The 15,458-nt window shown below is 67.5% G+C and carries 12 protein-coding genes; 6 read left to right on the top strand and 6 right to left on the bottom strand.

Going from position 1 to position 15,458, the window contains the following annotated elements; all coding sequences use genetic code 11:
- The first annotated feature begins 582 nt into the window (after positions 1 to 582).
- The 6 genes from GPA10_RS39260 to GPA10_RS39235 all read left to right on the top strand — a co-directional run bounded on the left by GPA10_RS39260 (position 583) and on the right by GPA10_RS39235 (position 5,918).
- Positions 583 to 2,121 (top strand): replication-relaxation family protein, encoded by a 1,539-nt coding sequence (locus tag GPA10_RS39260; RefSeq protein WP_157169587.1) that lies wholly within the window; start codon positions 583 to 585, stop codon positions 2,119 to 2,121.
- Positions 2,122 to 2,500: 379 nt separating this feature from the next.
- Positions 2,501 to 3,184: an adenylate/guanylate cyclase domain-containing protein gene (locus GPA10_RS39255; protein ID WP_157169586.1), complete on the top strand. Its 684-nt coding sequence runs from the start codon at positions 2,501 to 2,503 to the stop codon at positions 3,182 to 3,184.
- Complete coding sequence (locus tag GPA10_RS39250) at positions 3,181 to 3,684, top strand: Pycsar system effector family protein (RefSeq protein WP_198351844.1); 504 nt, start codon at positions 3,181 to 3,183, stop codon at positions 3,682 to 3,684. Before GPA10_RS39255 ends, GPA10_RS39250 begins: the two co-directional genes overlap by 4 nt.
- Before the next feature lie 329 nt (positions 3,685 to 4,013).
- Positions 4,014 to 4,943: a DUF4238 domain-containing protein gene (locus tag GPA10_RS44240; protein ID WP_425505892.1), complete on the top strand. Its 930-nt coding sequence runs from the start codon at positions 4,014 to 4,016 to the stop codon at positions 4,941 to 4,943.
- Entirely contained in the window at positions 4,894 to 5,334 is a 441-nt protein-coding gene (locus GPA10_RS44235; protein ID WP_198351843.1) for a hypothetical protein, read from the top strand. Before GPA10_RS44240 ends, GPA10_RS44235 begins: the two co-directional genes overlap by 50 nt.
- Positions 5,331 to 5,918: a DUF6262 family protein gene (locus tag GPA10_RS39235; protein ID WP_246260545.1), complete on the top strand. Its 588-nt coding sequence runs from the start codon at positions 5,331 to 5,333 to the stop codon at positions 5,916 to 5,918. Before GPA10_RS44235 ends, GPA10_RS39235 begins: the two co-directional genes overlap by 4 nt.
- 51 nt (positions 5,919 to 5,969) lie before the next feature.
- On the opposite strand, the gene GPA10_RS39230 is transcribed toward GPA10_RS39235, so the two are convergent.
- The 6 genes from GPA10_RS39230 to GPA10_RS39205 all read right to left on the bottom strand — a co-directional run bounded on the left by GPA10_RS39230 (position 5,970) and on the right by GPA10_RS39205 (position 15,453).
- On the bottom strand, positions 5,970 to 7,355 hold the full coding sequence (locus tag GPA10_RS39230) for a helicase associated domain-containing protein (RefSeq protein ID WP_425505891.1): 1,386 nt from the start codon (positions 7,353 to 7,355) through the stop codon (positions 5,970 to 5,972).
- Between the two features lie 304 nt (positions 7,356 to 7,659).
- Positions 7,660 to 10,986 carry a Helicase associated domain protein gene (locus GPA10_RS39225; protein ID WP_157169584.1) on the bottom strand — a complete coding sequence of 1,109 codons (3,327 nt, stop codon included), beginning with the start codon at positions 10,984 to 10,986 and terminating at the stop codon, positions 7,660 to 7,662.
- A gap of 85 nt (positions 10,987 to 11,071) precedes the next feature.
- Positions 11,072 to 12,115: a TniB family NTP-binding protein gene (locus GPA10_RS39220; RefSeq protein ID WP_343041821.1), complete on the bottom strand. Its 1,044-nt coding sequence runs from the start codon at positions 12,113 to 12,115 to the stop codon at positions 11,072 to 11,074.
- The gene (locus GPA10_RS39215; protein WP_058846729.1) at positions 12,106 to 14,220 is read right to left on the bottom strand and encodes a Mu transposase C-terminal domain-containing protein; all 2,115 of its coding nucleotides are present in this window, start codon (positions 14,218 to 14,220) and stop codon (positions 12,106 to 12,108) included. The genes GPA10_RS39220 and GPA10_RS39215 overlap by 10 nt, the downstream gene beginning before the upstream one ends.
- An 8-nt stretch (positions 14,221 to 14,228) precedes the next feature.
- The gene (locus GPA10_RS39210) at positions 14,229 to 14,993 is read right to left on the bottom strand and encodes a TnsA-like heteromeric transposase endonuclease subunit (RefSeq protein ID WP_157169582.1); all 765 of its coding nucleotides are present in this window, start codon (positions 14,991 to 14,993) and stop codon (positions 14,229 to 14,231) included.
- 250 nt (positions 14,994 to 15,243) lie between these two features.
- Complete coding sequence (locus tag GPA10_RS39205) at positions 15,244 to 15,453, bottom strand: hypothetical protein (RefSeq protein WP_058846730.1); 210 nt, start codon at positions 15,451 to 15,453, stop codon at positions 15,244 to 15,246.
- Positions 15,454 to 15,458: the final 5 nt, after the last annotated feature.

Here is a 15,458-nt window from a genome sequence, read left to right as displayed (position 1 = left end):
CCCTCCCGAACTGAACCGGATGAATCGGGGCCGCAAGGGTCAAACCGGGCCCCCTTGTCCGGCAGGGTCGATCCGACCGCGAATCCGGCCCTGCCCCCTTGTCCACCTCTGCTACCGCCCCGTCCGCTGCCGTGTTTCTCCTTGACCTGGTCACGGTTAGACCGCGGACAAGGGGGGCCCGTGCACGCTGCTCCTTCACCCCGACCACCCCGGCTGGGGCAGCGAAGAGGACGAGACGATGACGAGCACCCACCCGGGGGCTGGGCAGCGGCACCGCTCGGGCCGATCACACCGGAAGGCTGGCGCCCGGCGGGCAGGCCCAAGGGGGATCCCTGGGCGCCCCCTTCGAAGGCCCCTTTGGAACCCCCTTTGGTGCCCGGCACCCCAGGCCGGAGAGAAACCCCTTGTCAGGCCGCGAATCGGCGCGAAAACTGCGCCGTCACAACCCTCTTCTCTCCTCCTGATGTCCGCATTGGAGGAGAGCATCGGGTTCCGGGGGGCCCGGACGCCCTCCCCGGCCGGGCGCGGCCAGCGGCGGCGGTCGGCCGGCGGCCGGTCACGAGCGACGCGGGAGCAGGGCTGATGGCGGGGAAGAGGAAGACCAACCCGGCGGGGTCGACGAACAGCTACCGCGGCGACGTGCTGCGCGTGCTCGGGGCGCTGAAGGTCGCGACGACGGATCAGATCCAGCGGATCGGCGCTCCGCATCTGACGTTCCGGCACGCCGACAAGGAGACCCCGTCGAAGCAGAAGCAGGCCCGGACCGCCTCGCACACGGCCGCGCTCTCGGACATGCGGGGGCACGGCCTTTCCGAGAACGGCGGCTCCACCGGGACCGGCGACGCCCTGCGGAACCTGACCCCCAAGGGCCTTCTGGCCGCCTCCTACGAGCTGAACCGGCCGGTGACGGAGATGGGCTCCACCGCGCGCGGCGCGGGCTCCAGCGGGGCCTCCCACCCGATGGCCGTCAACGAAACGGTGATCGCGATGCTGCGCCCGAAGCCGAACATGGCCAGGCTCACCGTCGACCCGCCGCACGTCCAGGCCGCCGCCCAGGCCGCCGTCGACGGACCGCGCGGCGTGGGCACAATCGCCTCGTACTGGACCGAGGTCGCGCTGCCCGCGACCGGCACCTGGAACGCGCCCGGCAAGGGCGGCGCCCAGGCCGACATCGTCCTGACCGCCCCGCAGGACCGGGTGCCGCTGCTGTTCATCGAGGTCGACAACTGCCACGAGACCGCCGAGGAGCTCGCCGACAAGCTGCAGAAGTATGTCCGGTTCTTCCTGCGGAAGGTGAAGGACACCGATGGCAAGGAGCGTCCGATGTGGCGCACCCGCTGGAGCGCTCCGGACACCTGGTCCGGCGACGCGACGTTCCCCCCCGTCCTGCTGGTGTTCAACCGCATCGGTGAGCGCAACCCCAACCGCACCGTCCCGCAGCTCATGGAGCTCACCCGGCACCTGTGGCAGGGCCAGCGGCAGAAGGGCGGGCACCACCACTACGACGGGCGGCTCCCGATCATCGCGACCGGCCTGAACCAGTTGCGCGAGCACGGTCCGGCCGGCGCCGTGTTCCTCCGCTTCGGCCGCGACCACAAGCAGCACCTGTGGGAAGCGATCGGCAATCCCCGTCGCGAGGCGGCCGACGCCCGCGCCCGGGAAGAGACCGCGCGTGCGCAGGCGGAGTACCAGGCGAAGGTGCAGCGCGCGGCGCAGGAGCAGGCCGCGAAGCAGGCAGCCGAGCGTGAGGCGCGCCGTCCCGTGTGTGCCGGCTGCGGGGCGAAGTTCACCGACGAACGGTGGAGGGTGGCACAGGCGACGGACTGGGGCACCTCGAAGGACTCCCACCCGCACCTGTGCGACAGCTGCAAGCAGAAGGCCGGCACCGCCGTCAGCCCAACGGCTGGCACGCAGGAGCGCCAGGAGCCGGTACGCAACGAGGCAGCGCCGGACGATTTCTGGGAGGAACCCCAGCGTCCCCTCTGCACCTGGTGTGGTGCCGCGTTCACCGACGAACGATGGAAGGCGACCAAGCGCGTTGGCTGGACTGCTTCCCCAGCGAAGCACCCGTCTCTGTGTGGGGACTGCGACCAGCGGTTCGAGGCCGAGGACCGGGCCTGAAGGGTGAGCCCCCGGCAGGAGGAGCGCGACCAGGAGCAGGAGCCGGCCGTGCCCGAGCAGAAGGCAACCGGCTGGCTCTCGCGCCTGCGCCGCTGACCGACGACAGCGGGGCCGGACAGGATCACCCTGCCCGGCCCCGCTGCTCGTTCCGGCTGCTCACCGGCTGAGGCGGATGCGCGGCCCCCACACGAACTCGAGGTCGTCTAGGAGACGGTCTCCAGCTCCCTTCCAGGAGCACTGGAGGAGCGGAGGGGGGCCGGCCTGCATGCGAGGGTTGGCGAACGCCCGCAGATTGTCAGTATCTACTGCTACGTTCCCTGCAACGTTCAGATAGGGACAGGAGGGGCTTATGTCACTGGGAGATGACATTCGGTCTGACGTGGACAAGCTGGTAGGTACACCGTGGACAACCCGCGACGGGCAGGTGGTGCCGGGGACGGACGACGTCAAGCTGTACTCGAATGACGCGGTGAATCTCAATGCCGTCTACCTCTACGCCGACCTCCTGGGATCGACGAAGCTGGCGCGCGATTTCCGCCCTGAGACTGCTGGCAAGGTGATTCGGGCTTCGCTACGGACAGCCTCCACGATCATCAAGCGGCAAGGCGGTGAGATCCGGAGCTACGACGGCGACCGGGTCATGGGGATCTTCATCGGAGACTCGAAGAACTCGAGCGCCGTGAAAGCGGCCCTGCAGATCAACGCGGCGATGCAGGAGATCGTGCAGCTGGCCCTGTACACCAAGTTGCCGCATCTTGAGCGCGACGGGTTCGTGCCGCGGATGTCGGTCGGGATCGCGTCTGGTGAGGCGTTCATCGCCCGAGCAGGAGTCCGAGACAGCAGTGACCTCGTCTCGATCGGACGGGCCCCGAATGTGGCCGCCAAGCTCAGCGACATTCGTGAGCCGGGTCAGTACAGGACGTATATCACTGCCGACGTCTACAAGATGCTCAACGAGGCCTCGAAGCTCTCCGAGGGGGTCGACATGTGGGAGGCCCGCAATGCCGAAGTCGGCGGTGAACAGATGAGGATTTACCGTTCCAGTTACCGGTGGAGCCTGTGAGCGGCCCGCCCGAGGCGGTGGACACCACCTGGCGGATCCACGGTGCGCTCGGAGAATGGACGGCTCGAGTCGACGCCAAGGCGTCGTTCGCCCTCACACTCGAGTCCGCTGCCACGGCCGGGATCATCGCGCTGTCAGGAGATGACCGCCTGTTCGCCGATCTCCACGGCTGGGGCGTACGGGTCCCGCTGTGGATTGGAACGATCATCATCCTGGTCGGGGGGTTCTTGGCCATGCTGGTGGTCGTTCCACGGCTCCGCTCGTCCAAGGATCTGGAAGCGGAAGCACCCAACCACTTCATCTACTTCGGGCACCTTCGGCACCGCGAGGTTGGAGAACTGGCGACTGCTTTGCAACACACCGACGTCTTGCCGGTGCTCAGCCAGCAGCTCATCAAGATGAGCGAGATCGCTTGGCGCAAGCATCGTTATGTGCAGTGCTCCTTTGTCTGCTTCGGCGTGGGAGCGTTCATCGTGTTCATTGCAGGCGTCATCGCCTGACCGCCCACAGCGACGGGCCGCACGGAGCCTTCCGTGCGGCCCGTCGCTGTGGGCGGTCAGACGTTCACCGGCCCAGGGTGCGCGGTCCCATGTGAACTTTGGTCCAGCACGCAGCCGACCCCTTCACCGGGGCCTCCGTCGCTGAGGAGAGGGGGCCGGCTGGCTGCCAAGGGCGGGCAAGCTGCTTGGTACTCACGGGTGGCGCATTGAAGGCCCACGAAAATGCGTAGTTACTCGAAGGCGAGCCGCTTACGCTGAGCAGTGTGTCTGCACCGAAACTTCACCACTACGTGCCGCAGAGCTACCTGGCACGATTCGGGCGAGGCGACATGGTCAGGGTGAGGCGCCGGTGCCCGCCGAAGACGCACCTCGCAAACGTCAAGAACGTCGCGGCGGAGACCGGCTTCTACACGATCACCGACGACAACGGCATGCCCTCCACGGCCATCGAGCATGAGCTCAGCCGCCTGGAAGGGCAGGGGATTGACGCCCTGCGCCGAATAGACGAGACGGGCATGCCTCCGGCCGTCGGCACCGACGACCGCGAGCTGCTCTGCCTCTACCTGGCTGTTCAGATGGCCCGGACCCCGCGGAAGCGCACGGGCCCGCTCTTCGGACGCAACGTCACCGCGTACGCGAACGGGCGGGAGGTCGACCTGGAGCTGATGACCGAGTACCTCACCCGCAAGCATCTCGGCCACCCGCCACGGGCAGCCGAAGCGCAGGGAGCCTGGGACTACTACCACGGCACACGAGTGATGAATGGCGGCAACGACCCCACCCACGATGAAGCGGTCGCTGTGACGCTCGACTCTGTCCAGGTGTGCATCCCGCACTACCGTGCTCGGCACTGGCGACTCGAGACCAGCCGCAAGCCGATCTTCCTCACCTCGGACGCACCTCTAGTGCTTTGGCGCCCGGAGACACCAGAGGATGCCTACCGAGGGTTCGGTCTGGAGGGCGCTCATGAGATTAGGTTCCCGGTCAGCCCCACAGCCCAGCTGGTGCTCGTTCCTGGCCACCAACCTGCTGCGCGCCGGCGCCACGCTCACCCACATCCGCCGCTACCTCGGCCAGCTCTCCGAACGCATGGCCGAGCACTACGTGAAGATCACCAACAGCGACCTCGAAGACGTCCTGAACACCGTCTGGGTAGCCGGGCCCGGCGCACCCCACCCAGGCGAACTCCTCTCCGGCGACACCACCCCAATGGACCGCGACACAGCCCTCGCCCTGGCCCTGGACCTCTCCCGCCGTAGCACCCCCGCCGACGGCGGGTTCTGCACCTACCAACCTGTCGTCGACGGCGGAGCCTGCCCCTGGAAACTCGACTGCGAGAACTGCGACAACTTCGTCCTCTCCGGCGCAGACCTCCTCTACTGGCGACGCAAAGCCGAACAATGGCGCTCCATCGCCGAGAATGCCCCCGATGACGCGACCGCCGACTACCTCCACACCGTCTTCGAACCCACCGCCCAGGCGATCAAAGGACTCGAGCAGGTACTGGCCGCCCTCGGCATCCTCGACGAAGCCCTCGCCCTCGACCTGCGACGCCCACAGGACTACTTCCACCGCACCTGGAGCACTGCTTTCCGCGCCCGCGACCTCGCAGCACTGCCGGCCCCCGACGACACCACAGGGCAGCCATGAGGACTTCCCGCACCGACGCGGCTGTACAGGCCCGCCGCCAAACCACCCACGAGATGCTTCAACGCCTCCAGACCGCCATGGAGACCATGGCACGCGACCATACGCCCATCACCATCGCAGCCCTTGCCCGTACCGCCCGCGTCTCACGCACCTTCCTCTACCAAAACCAGCAGGCCAGAGCCCTTGTGGAGCAAGTCACCCGGACAAGCAGCACTCACCCCGGACTTTCCAACAGCCGCAGCTGCAGGCAGCCCACACAGCCTGCCTGGACAGAGCGCGCCCTCAATGCCGAAGAGGCACTTGCTCAGGCACAGCGCGAAATTCTCAGTCAGCGCACCCGCATCGCAGCACTCCTTGGCAAGATCCGCGACCTCGAACACGATCTCCCAGAAGGCTCACTTCAGCGGATCGTCACCGAGAACACCAGCCTGAAGCAGCAGGCACGACAGCTCACCCAGGACAACCAACGCCTCCAAGATCGTCTGGCCAGCGCCCGCCAGAACAACCGCTTCCTGGACAAACGCGTCGCGGATCTTGAAGCCCAACTCGCGCTCTATCTCACCGCCCCACCTCCGCCTCCGTGACCCATCTACAGCGCAACGCCGGCTGAAAACGGCACGCTTCCTCGTTCGCCGTCACACCCAGTCGACGCCGAGATTGGCGAGCGCTGCGAGTCTGTCGGTGGTGAGCCTTGCGCGGCGGCTTTTCTGGTTCATGATCCATACCCCAAGTCGGACCTCGGTTCCGTCTTCCAGCCGCTCTGTGTGAGCCCTGGGGACGGTCACGGAGCCTTCGCGGGCCTTGTACTGGGCGAGGGCCGCCACGCCCTTCTCGAAGGCCCTTACGGGCGTCTTGGATGGCCTCTCGGGCCCTTCCGGCTCCACGGGCGGGGTGAGCGGTGTGATGCCGAGCTGCTCCAGGCGTTCGCGCTGCCCGTCCATCAGCCCCTGCCAGACGGCGGGCTGACGGCTTTTCATGAGCCATCGTCCGATGTCCATCCCGTGGCAGGTCACGCCAGGCAGGACGTCGGCCTGGCCGTCTTCGTCGCGTACGAGCTCGCGGAGTGCGGCGTAGTGGCGTTGCCACTCTGCTGGCCAGGCTGGGTTCCAGTCCTCGTCGACGGCTTCCAGCGCCGCCTTCCACTCGGGGCGATCGTCCAGCGCACCGGGCCGTCGCAAATTCGAAAGCCACTGCCCTACCGGCCGGTCCAGCATCTTCGCCGACCTTGGAGCGCACAGCGTCCAGTGCTCCTGGTAGTAGGCGCGGGCCGCTTCCAGGTCTTCCTGGAAGCGTTCATCCGCCGGGGACCAGACCATGCCGAGTTGTTCGAGTCGCCTCGCGCGTTGGCCGGTCATCTGTCCGGTTGTGTAGGCGCGTCGTTGTTCTGCGACCCATTGTCCAAGTGGTGTCGCACCTTCGCGGTGTCCGTAGGGCACCCTGGCGTTCCCGACTCGCTGGACGTACGTCTTCAGTTTCGCCCAGCCGCGGGCCCAATCCTGGCGCTCGGTGTCGATGACGTTGAAGGAGACCCAGTCCGCGACCATCACCGGGTCGCGTGGGGCGGCGAAACGGAGCAGGAGACGGGATTCGTCTTCGCCTTCCTCGGGCGCAGAGCCGATGTTCACGGACGGTTGCGCGACGTCCTTCTGAGGCTCCTGCGGAATCGCCAGCAACTCGACGGCCTCTTCATCATGGGCCCGCAGACCCTCAAGCACTTTCACCAGGGGCCGATACGATCCCGAGGTGAACATATCCTCGGGCATTTCTCCGGGCTGGAGGAAGACAGGCACGATCAAGGAGGCGAGTTTGCCTTGTCCGGGCTTCTGGCGGAGTGCCCGGCCGATGGCCTGGACGATGTCGTGCGGCGCGCCCTTGGGGTCCAGCAGGGCAACTGAGTCCACCGCGCGGATGTCGACGCCCTCGCCCAAAACACGACAGTTCGAAAGCACAGCTCGCTGCGCCGTCGACCCGAAAGAACCCAGAACCTCCCGTCGGCGTTCGGGGACGTGCTCGCCGCACAGCCAGTCCGCCCAGATGCGCTTCGGGTAGGTCTCAGGCTGGTCGGCGTGCAGCTTGGCCGCGACGCGCTCCAGCCCTTCCGCGTACGCCTGTGCCTCGATGGTCCGGTGGTGGAAGGTGATGCACGTGTCCGCGCCCAGTGATCATGTGTGTCTGGTAGCTGTCTGAGCTGGGGTGTTCAGATAGCTGGTTGTCACTACGGGAGTTGCGTGTTGAGGGCCGGTTGCGGGCATGAAGGCGGCATAGTGGCTTGGACATGCGGCTTCATGCTGATTGTGGCTGGTGTTCAGGTCTCTTGGTTGCTGCTCATTTTGGATGGGTCCCTGGCGGGTGCTCGTTCGTGGGGTTGAGGCTGGCGGCGGTCAGGAGCGTGCGTTGGTCGGGGTGGAGTGTGTGCCAGTTCGTGTGCTGAGTGGTGAGCCAGCGGCGTTGGCTTGTTGACGGGTGCTGGTCTTCGGTGAGAGCGGAGCGGAGACCGGTGTAGCTGTGTTGCCAGCTGATTCTCCAGGGCGGGTTCCACCAGGGGTCGAGTGCTGCGAGTGCGTGTTCGTGGGGCCAGGGTTGGCCGGTGCGGCGTACATGGGCGTTGGCGCGTTTGCGTTGCTCGTACAGCCACCAGCCCAGGGGGAAGCCGTTGTGTTCGGTGTCGTAGTGGGCGGTGCCGAGGCCGTCATGGGCGTGTGCGTAGGAGCGGGCGTAGGGCAAGCCGCCGTCGATGGATGACGAGACGGTGGTGGGGCGTGGGCGGTTGGCGCCGGCTCGGGGGCGCCTGCGTGTTTCCTGCTGGGGCCGGGCAGCGTGTGCGTCCTTCGAGGTGATGCCGAGATGGGTGAGGAGTTGTTGTTGGCCTGGGTGGAGGTCGTCGTAGTTGATGCATTGGGTGAGCAGCCATCTGGTGGCGTCTGGGGGGAGGCCGGGGAAACCTGCCGCCGTATTCAGGGTGCGGCCGTGGTTCTCGGCTTTGACGGTGTGGTAAGCGGTTTGCCATGGCAGGCCCCAGGGCGGGTTCCACCAGGGGTCAATGGCGTTGAGCGCGTCGGCGCGGTTGCGGGGGAGTCTGCCGTTGGTGGCCCGTTTGCGTTTGTCGGCGAGCCATCTTCCGAGCTGGTAGCCGTCGTGGCTCTCGCTTGTGGGTACGGCGAGGTGTCCGTGCCGGGCGGCGTAGGAGCGGGCGTGGTCAAGGCCGATGTCGAATGAGGCTTGCTGGGTGACGCGGCGGGGCCGTGCGGTGCGGGCGTCGGCGGCGGTGATGCCGAGCTGGGCCAGCTTTTGCTGTTGCCCGGGGTGGAGGTGTGGGTGGCCGACGCATTGGGTGTAGAGCCATTGCCCAGTCCAGTCGGGGGTGCCCGGGAAGCCTTGCTCGGGGAGGAGGTCGAGGCCGTCTTCGACGAGTTTGCGGGCTGCTCGGTGGTTGATCTGCCAGTGTGCGTTCCACGGTGGGTTCCACCATGGGTCGATGGCGGTCAGGAGCGGGTCGGCTGGGTAGGGAGAGGTGAACTTGGAGGTGTGGAGGTTGGCCTGTCGCCGTTGGCGGCTCAGCCAGGTGCCTATGGGGAAACCTTGGTGACGGTCGGATGGCGATGTGTTGAGGTCGCCGTGGAGTGCCGCGTAGGAGTGGGCGTAGTGGAGTCCCGTTTCCAGCGACGGGCTGTCGGTGGCGGGGTCGGGCCGGGCGGTTGCGGCAGCCTGCTCGGTCAGGCCGACGGCCGCGAGTTGCTGACGCTGTTCCACGGCCAGGCCGGGATAGGTCACGCATTGGGTGTACAGCCATTGGCCGAGTTCGTCGTCAAAGGCGGTGAAGGCGTTTTCTGGAGCGACGGTGTGACCGGAGCCGACGAGGTTGCGCACTGTGTAGCAGGTTCGTTGCCAGTCGGAGGACCAAGGCGGTGCCCACCACGGATCCATTGCGTCCAGTTGTAGTGCGACAGCGGGGTCGAGTCTGCCGCGTCTGGCCCGTACGCGGAGGTTGGACAGCCATTGACCGATGGGGAAGCCGTCGTGCGTGTCGGCTGCGCTGGCACACAGGTGCTGGTGCTGCTTCCAGTAGGAGCGGGCGTGGTCCAGTCCCTGGTCGCGGGCTTCAGCGATGTTGCGGCGACGCGGCCGTGCGCGGCAGGCCGTTTCGGCGGTGATGCCGATCTGGGTCAGCAGTTTCCGCTGCTGGGGGTGGAGACTGTCGTAGTTCTGGCACTGCTGGTATAGCCAGGTGCCGAGATTCTCACTGGTGCCGGGGAAGCCCTGCTCGGGTGTGACGCCTGAGCCTGGCAGCCGTCGTGCGCGCAGGTATATGCGCTGCCACAGCGTACTCCACGGGGGATTCCACCACGGGTCGAGGTCGGACAGAGCCCGGCTGCGCTCGGGGGGAAGCTGAGGGCCTGTGGCGCGTTGGTTGGACAGCCACAGGCCGAGTTGGAACCCGTCCTTTTCGTGCCGGTAGGGAATACATAGGTGTCCGTGCTTGGCGGCGAAGGTCCGGGCGAGGGCGAGGCCGCGGGCGAACCCCTGTGCGGTGTCGCCGTCGGCATCCGCTTCTGCTTCGTCCGCGGTGCCTGCGGTTCGAGAGGGCCGGTCCGGATTGCAGCCGGAAGAGGCTGGGGTGCGATAGGCGGGCGCGACCCGCCACATGCTCACCGTGCGCTCGCGTTCACCGGCGCGGGAGCGCCAGCATGCCTGGAGCCACGCGGTGAGCGGCCCGGAATCACTGTCGGCCAGCACGCCGGCGAGCCAGGGTCGTCCTAGCCGTAGGGCGAGTTCGCGGATGAAGGATGGCGTGTCAGCGGGAACGTGCGGCCGGTGCCTGCCGGTGTCGGCCAGGACCTGGTGCTGCCAGAAGGGGCTGGCCAGCAGTCCTGCGAGGGTGACGGTGTCGGGGTAAGTGACCGCGTCCCGGGCAGCACGGGACCAAAGCTCGGCGGCGGGGTTGGCGCGGGCGAGGCTGTCCAGCCGCCGCGCCCAGGTGGTTTCCTCAGGCCGGGCGGCATCCCACCAGGTGGCGATGATGGCCTGCGCGACCGTGTAGGCGTCTGCGGCATGCTCCCGGCGGCGTAGCAGCGCCGTGTGGCGGCCGAGGGCCTGTACGGTCTCGGGCAGTTGGGCCAGGCTCAGCTGGCTGCGGCCTGAGTTCTGATCAGGTACGTCCTGCGTGCCAGGCAGCCACATCTGGTGGCGAACGCAGAGGCGCCGGTGCGCCGCCATATACAAGCGCGCCGGATCGCTTCGTCCAGTACGCGCGGCGGTGCAGCGTGTGCAGGCGGTGCCGGTGGGCGAGATGGAGCCGGCGCTGTAGAAGGTGACTGCGGGACCGGTGTCGTAGCGGCCTGCAGGTTCGAACCGGGTCCAGGCAGGCAGGGCCCGGCGCAGATGCTCCGGCGGTACTCGCGACAGGGTGGCGAAGCGTGCCCGGGCCTCGGCGTTGAAGTACACCTCGCCGTCGGCCGTCAGCGAGGGCATGGGCTTTTTGTTGCCGGAGGCGAAGAACTCTGCGATCACGTCGGCAGCCGAGACCCCAAAGCGGCTGGCCAGGCGTTCGACGAAGGACAGTGTGGTCTCACGCAGCAGCGGCCGTACGCCTGCCGCGCACGGGAAGGAGGGAAACAGCAGGGACGACGGCCCGCGTGCTGGCGGTACGGTCACGGGCAGTGCTCCCGATGTCCGTGAACGGGCGCCCGCGGGCAAAGGCGATCCGGTTCCAGACCGCGGGCGCTGCTGGAGGGGCGGGTCAACGCTTATTCCCGGCGCGTTTGGCAGTAGCGCGGCGCTGCGCCGGCACGGGGGCGAGCAGCTGCTGCTCTGCGCGGATGTCCAGCTCGAGATCCTCCAGCAGGCTCTTCGTTATGGTCTCGGTCCCGTCCATGATGGCCGTCACGGCGGCTTCTCGGAGCAGGTGAGACAGGCTGCCGATCACTCCTGCGGTGCGGCGGTGCAGGTAGGCGGCCTGTCTGGTGAGCGCCCCCGGGCGGTGGTTCCGCAACCGTAGCGCGCCCTCCAGGTCACGGACCAGTTCCTGCCAGACATCGCGCTGCGCTGCGGTGCCGTAGGGTAGTGGGTCGTTGCGCAGCAGCTTGAAACGTCCCGCGAGTTGTTGCCCGCGCGGCCCGATCAGCAGTGGCGAGTCATGCACATCGACGCCCGCATAGACGAAGGTGGCCGGGATCCGCTCGCCCAGGTGCTTGATCTGATCCGAGGTTTCCGCACCGGAACGGGTGCGGGTGTCGAGCAGATGGATGTCGTCGACCAGGATGAGCTGGGTGCGCAGCTCACACAGCGTCGCGCAGACGGCGTCGGTGATTGCTGCCTGGTTCATGCGCTGCAAGACCGGCAGGCCCAGGAACCGGGCGAATTCGGTGACCAGCATCTTCGGGGTCGACGCAGGCGGTACGGAAACGAAGGCCACCGGAAGCCGGTCTTGACCACCCGGATGCTTGCGCCGGTCCGTCAGCTCGAAAATCCGCCCCAGTTCCATGAGCGTGGTGGTCTTGCCGGTGTTCGGAGGCCCGGAGACGATCAGCCCGCGCCTCGCGGTGCCGCGGTGGCGGCGGTTGACCAGCAGCATCCGCTGCAGCTGTATCGACACCCTCTCCATGGCGGGAGTCGCCACCACGACGAACTGCGAGTGGTAGTCCAGCCGCTGTTCCCGGCTCCAGCCTGAGTCATCGGCCACCGCTGTGGCCGGTGCGCTATCGACGTAGCGCTGCCAGCCCACCCAGGTGCTGACCGGGTCGAACGCATCATCAACATCCGGAGCAAAATCTGCTAGAGCCACTGGTCGGCCTCCGCATAGGGGTTCAGCAGTCGGGATGTGTAGCGCCGCACGTCACCGGACGACGTGTCGTTGCCGTCTTCGCCTTCGTCGAAACCGTCAAGGTCGTCGTACGGCTCCTCCGGGTCGCGATCGAGCTGTCCGCTCTCACCGACGTCCGCTACGAAGGCAGGAGGCGAAGACTCCTCTGCAGTCCCGGCTGTCGGACCGCCGACGGCGACAGATGCAGTGGCAGAGGCGCGAGCCGCCACCGTGCGCTCGCGGCGTGTGCCTTCTCTGGCGCCCGCTCGCTTGAGCAGCGCGTCCAGAGCGCGGGCCAGGGCGAGCTCGTGCGCGTCGCGGTCCGCGGTGCGCGCTACTGTCTTGCGGATGTGCCGCCAGGTGTAGTCGGTGAACGGCATGTTCACTTGGGTGGCATGGATCCACGGCACCTCCACGAAGCCGTCCGGCAGCCGCACCCAGATCCGTTCCGGTTCGTAAGGGTTGTAGTGGACCTCCCAGCGCTCGCCCCTGGCAGAGCTGCCCGATCGGCGTCGCCGGTACCCGTTGAGTGCCTTGCCGTCATAGGTGCGGTAGTCGAAGCGAATGCCGTAATCGTTGATGACCTGCCACCTCACCGGCAGCAACTCGATGTGGTTGTCCGGTGCCAGCGGCACGGGCACATATCCGGTGACGCCCACCAGTGCGGCCCACATCTGGATCGGTGACAGTTCCAGATGAGGCAGGAGGGGATGCCTCAGCGACGAGTGCTTGCGCGCGTGCCACCCCGCTACGAGCCATTCGTCGAACAGTTCCTGCAACTGCGCCAGTGTCCACCGGGCCTCGTCCTCAACGCCCTTGCCGCGCTCAGTGGCATTGGACCCGGTGTATCCCACGACGTACTGGCAGAACTGCTGATTGACCGACTTGAACGTGCGCTCCACGTGGCCCTTCGCCGGACCGTTCGCTGGCGGCGCGGGCTGCAGCGACACCCCCAGGCTCCCGCATGCTGCCAGGAACGAGGAGGACACGAACACCCGTCCCTGGTCCACGATCACCGTTTCCGGCACGATCACAGGCCGGGCAGCGGCTCCCTCCAGCCGCTCGTCCAGACTCAGCAGCCGCTCGTAGGGGACCACCGACCGCTGCAGTGCCAGCGCCGCGTCCCAGCCCGGACGCATCCGCATCGGCGCCACCATCTCCGCCAGCAGCACCGCCGCATCCACCGCGCTGGTACCCGGCGGCCGCAGCACCGCAGCACAGATGCTCCGCGTCGCCACGTCCACAGCCAGCGTCAGCTCCGGTCGGCCCGTCACCCCGTCCGCCAGCACCGCCACCACATCCAATGGAGTGCTGTCCATCATCACCATCTCGCCAGGCCGCAACGCCACCGTTGGCACGAACGGAGGCGCCGGCCGCGACGCATGCCAGCGCCGCTGCGCCGCAGTACCCAACATGCCCTGGCCATCGGCCAGCGCATGCACCAGCCGGTTGAATGTCGACTGCGGCGGCACCCCCACCGCCCCCGGGCCGTGCTGATCCTCCAAGAACCACCGCACCTGGTCGCGCAGACGCGTCAACGTACCCGTGGACCTGTCCCGCTGCTCCTCAAGCACCGCCACGACCGCGTCCACCACCCGCGGATCCGCCCGACCTACCGCAGACCTGGGCCGGGTGGTGCGCTGGTCAACCAGCCCCCACACACCCTGGTCCCGGTAACGCGCCCGCATCCGCCGCACGGTAGCCACGCTCGTCGGCAGGCCGCTGGCGGTCAGTTCCTCGGCCTTGGCCGCCTCCCGCTGCGCCAAGGTATGCACCGCGGGGTCGTACCGAGGCCTCGGCGTCCCGCCCACCGGGTCAGGGATGCCCGTTTCCACCTCTCGCACGTGCCGCTCCCAGCTCAGTGCCTGCTCCCGCACCGGATCAGGCAGCGCGTCGAGCAGCGCGAACGGCGGCACCTGAGGTCGGGGAGCGCCGCAGACCTCGAAGTGCGGGTCGGCGAACAGGTGGGGCAGTGACACAGCCGCCACCGCGCCCCCGGCATCGACCAGCCGCCCCCGGGCTCCCTCGAGAACCGCAACAGTCCAGGTGCGCTCGTCCCAGCGCACCTGATCGCCGACGCTGAGCATGCCGCGTTTCACGCTGCCACCCTTTCGGCGGCGGCACTTACGATCGTCCGCTCGTGCAGGGGAAGCTCCAGGTTCGTATTGAGTACCCCGCCCCATAGGGCGTGGAAGACAGCCGGCCATACAGCAATCGGATCCCCGAGCTGCGAGACACCCTCCTCAAGCGGCCGCGGGCGGGCGAAGCACGCCGCGATCTCTGCCATCCGGCCGCTGCCTCCGTTGCGGGGATGGCGGTACCCCGACAGCCACCGGACATTGGCGGCAACCACCGGCTCCGGCGGTAGAGCGATGCGATAGCGCCACCCGGCCGCCTCCACCACTGCCCTCACTTCTGAGGCTCGTTCCTTCAGCCGCTTGGAGTCCCCGTCGCGTCCTGCGCAGTCGACCAGCACACCGCTTCCATCCTGGAGCCGGGCCATCAAGTGCGGAGTGTGTACAACGGTCTCGCCGCCCCGCCCCAGCCATGCCAACTCCACCGGGCTGCACGCCATAGAAGCCACATCCGGATCACGGTCCAGCAGCATGACTTGCGTGCGCATCGCCCCGAACCCGTAGTGCACCAGCTGTCCGGAGGTTGCCGACCACCACCAGCCAGGCGCCACACGGCGCTCTCGACGTACGGGGAACACCCGCACCGGCGTCAGCTCTTCGAGCGCGAGCTCCTGCGCGACGTGCAGCCATGGCAAACGCTGGAGTTCTCCGGCAGCGCCGACGAAGCGCGCCTCGGTTCGACTGGTCGCCGCGAGGGCATCCGTCGGCGGCAAGAGGGTGTTCATGACCAGCAGCCAACATCGACTCAGTTGAACTGCACACTGTTCACTTGCAATGAATTCTCCACCGAATTCTGAACCGGACAGCCTTGCCCACCGACTGCTTCTCTGCATCCGCGTGTGCCATGTGCGGAACGGGCAAGGCAGAGCACGCGAACGGGGCTGAACCGGCAGGCCAGCCACCGATAGTGGTCTTGGCGGACGAGCCGCACCTCTCGCGTGGCAGCTGTCCCCAGCAGCCATGGGCGCGGGCTGGTTAGAGGCTGTTGTCGGTGAGGGTTCCGCGCTGTACGAGTTCGTCGACGGTGCAGCCGCGTCGCTGTGCCATCGCGTGGAAGGTTTCCTGCTCGCGCTGCCAGGACAGGGCTCGGTCGGCTGCCGTCTGACGGATGTACACATCAGCGGACAGGCCGAGAGCGGCGGAGTGGGCGGCGATTGCCTCTTGCTCCGCAGGCGTGAATGCCATCGTGG

The organism is Streptomyces typhae, from assembly GCF_009755605.1.
GTDB lineage: Bacteria > Actinomycetota > Actinomycetes > Streptomycetales > Streptomycetaceae > Streptomyces > Streptomyces typhae.
Note: the sequence above shows the minus strand (reverse complement) of the source record. Positions and strands in the feature narration are given on the sequence as shown.

Bases quoted from the DNA above. Each gene is read 5' to 3' on its own strand.
- GPA10_RS39260 (WP_157169587.1), top strand. From the start codon at position 583: ATGGCGGGGAAGAGGAAGACCAACCCGGCGGGGTCGACGAACAGCTAC.
- GPA10_RS44240 (WP_425505892.1), top strand. From the start codon at position 4,014: ATGGTCAGGGTGAGGCGCCGGTGCCCGCCGAAGACGCACCTCGCAAAC.
- GPA10_RS44235 (WP_198351843.1), top strand. From the start codon at position 4,894: ATGGACCGCGACACAGCCCTCGCCCTGGCCCTGGACCTCTCCCGCCGT.
- GPA10_RS39235 (WP_246260545.1), top strand. From the start codon at position 5,331: ATGAGGACTTCCCGCACCGACGCGGCTGTACAGGCCCGCCGCCAAACC.
- GPA10_RS39215 (WP_058846729.1), bottom strand. From the start codon at position 14,220: ATGCTCAGCGTCGGCGATCAGGTGCGCTGGGACGAGCGCACCTGGACT.
- GPA10_RS39210 (WP_157169582.1), bottom strand. From the start codon at position 14,993: ATGAACACCCTCTTGCCGCCGACGGATGCCCTCGCGGCGACCAGTCGA.
- GPA10_RS39205 (WP_058846730.1), bottom strand. From the start codon at position 15,453: ATGGCATTCACGCCTGCGGAGCAAGAGGCAATCGCCGCCCACTCCGCC.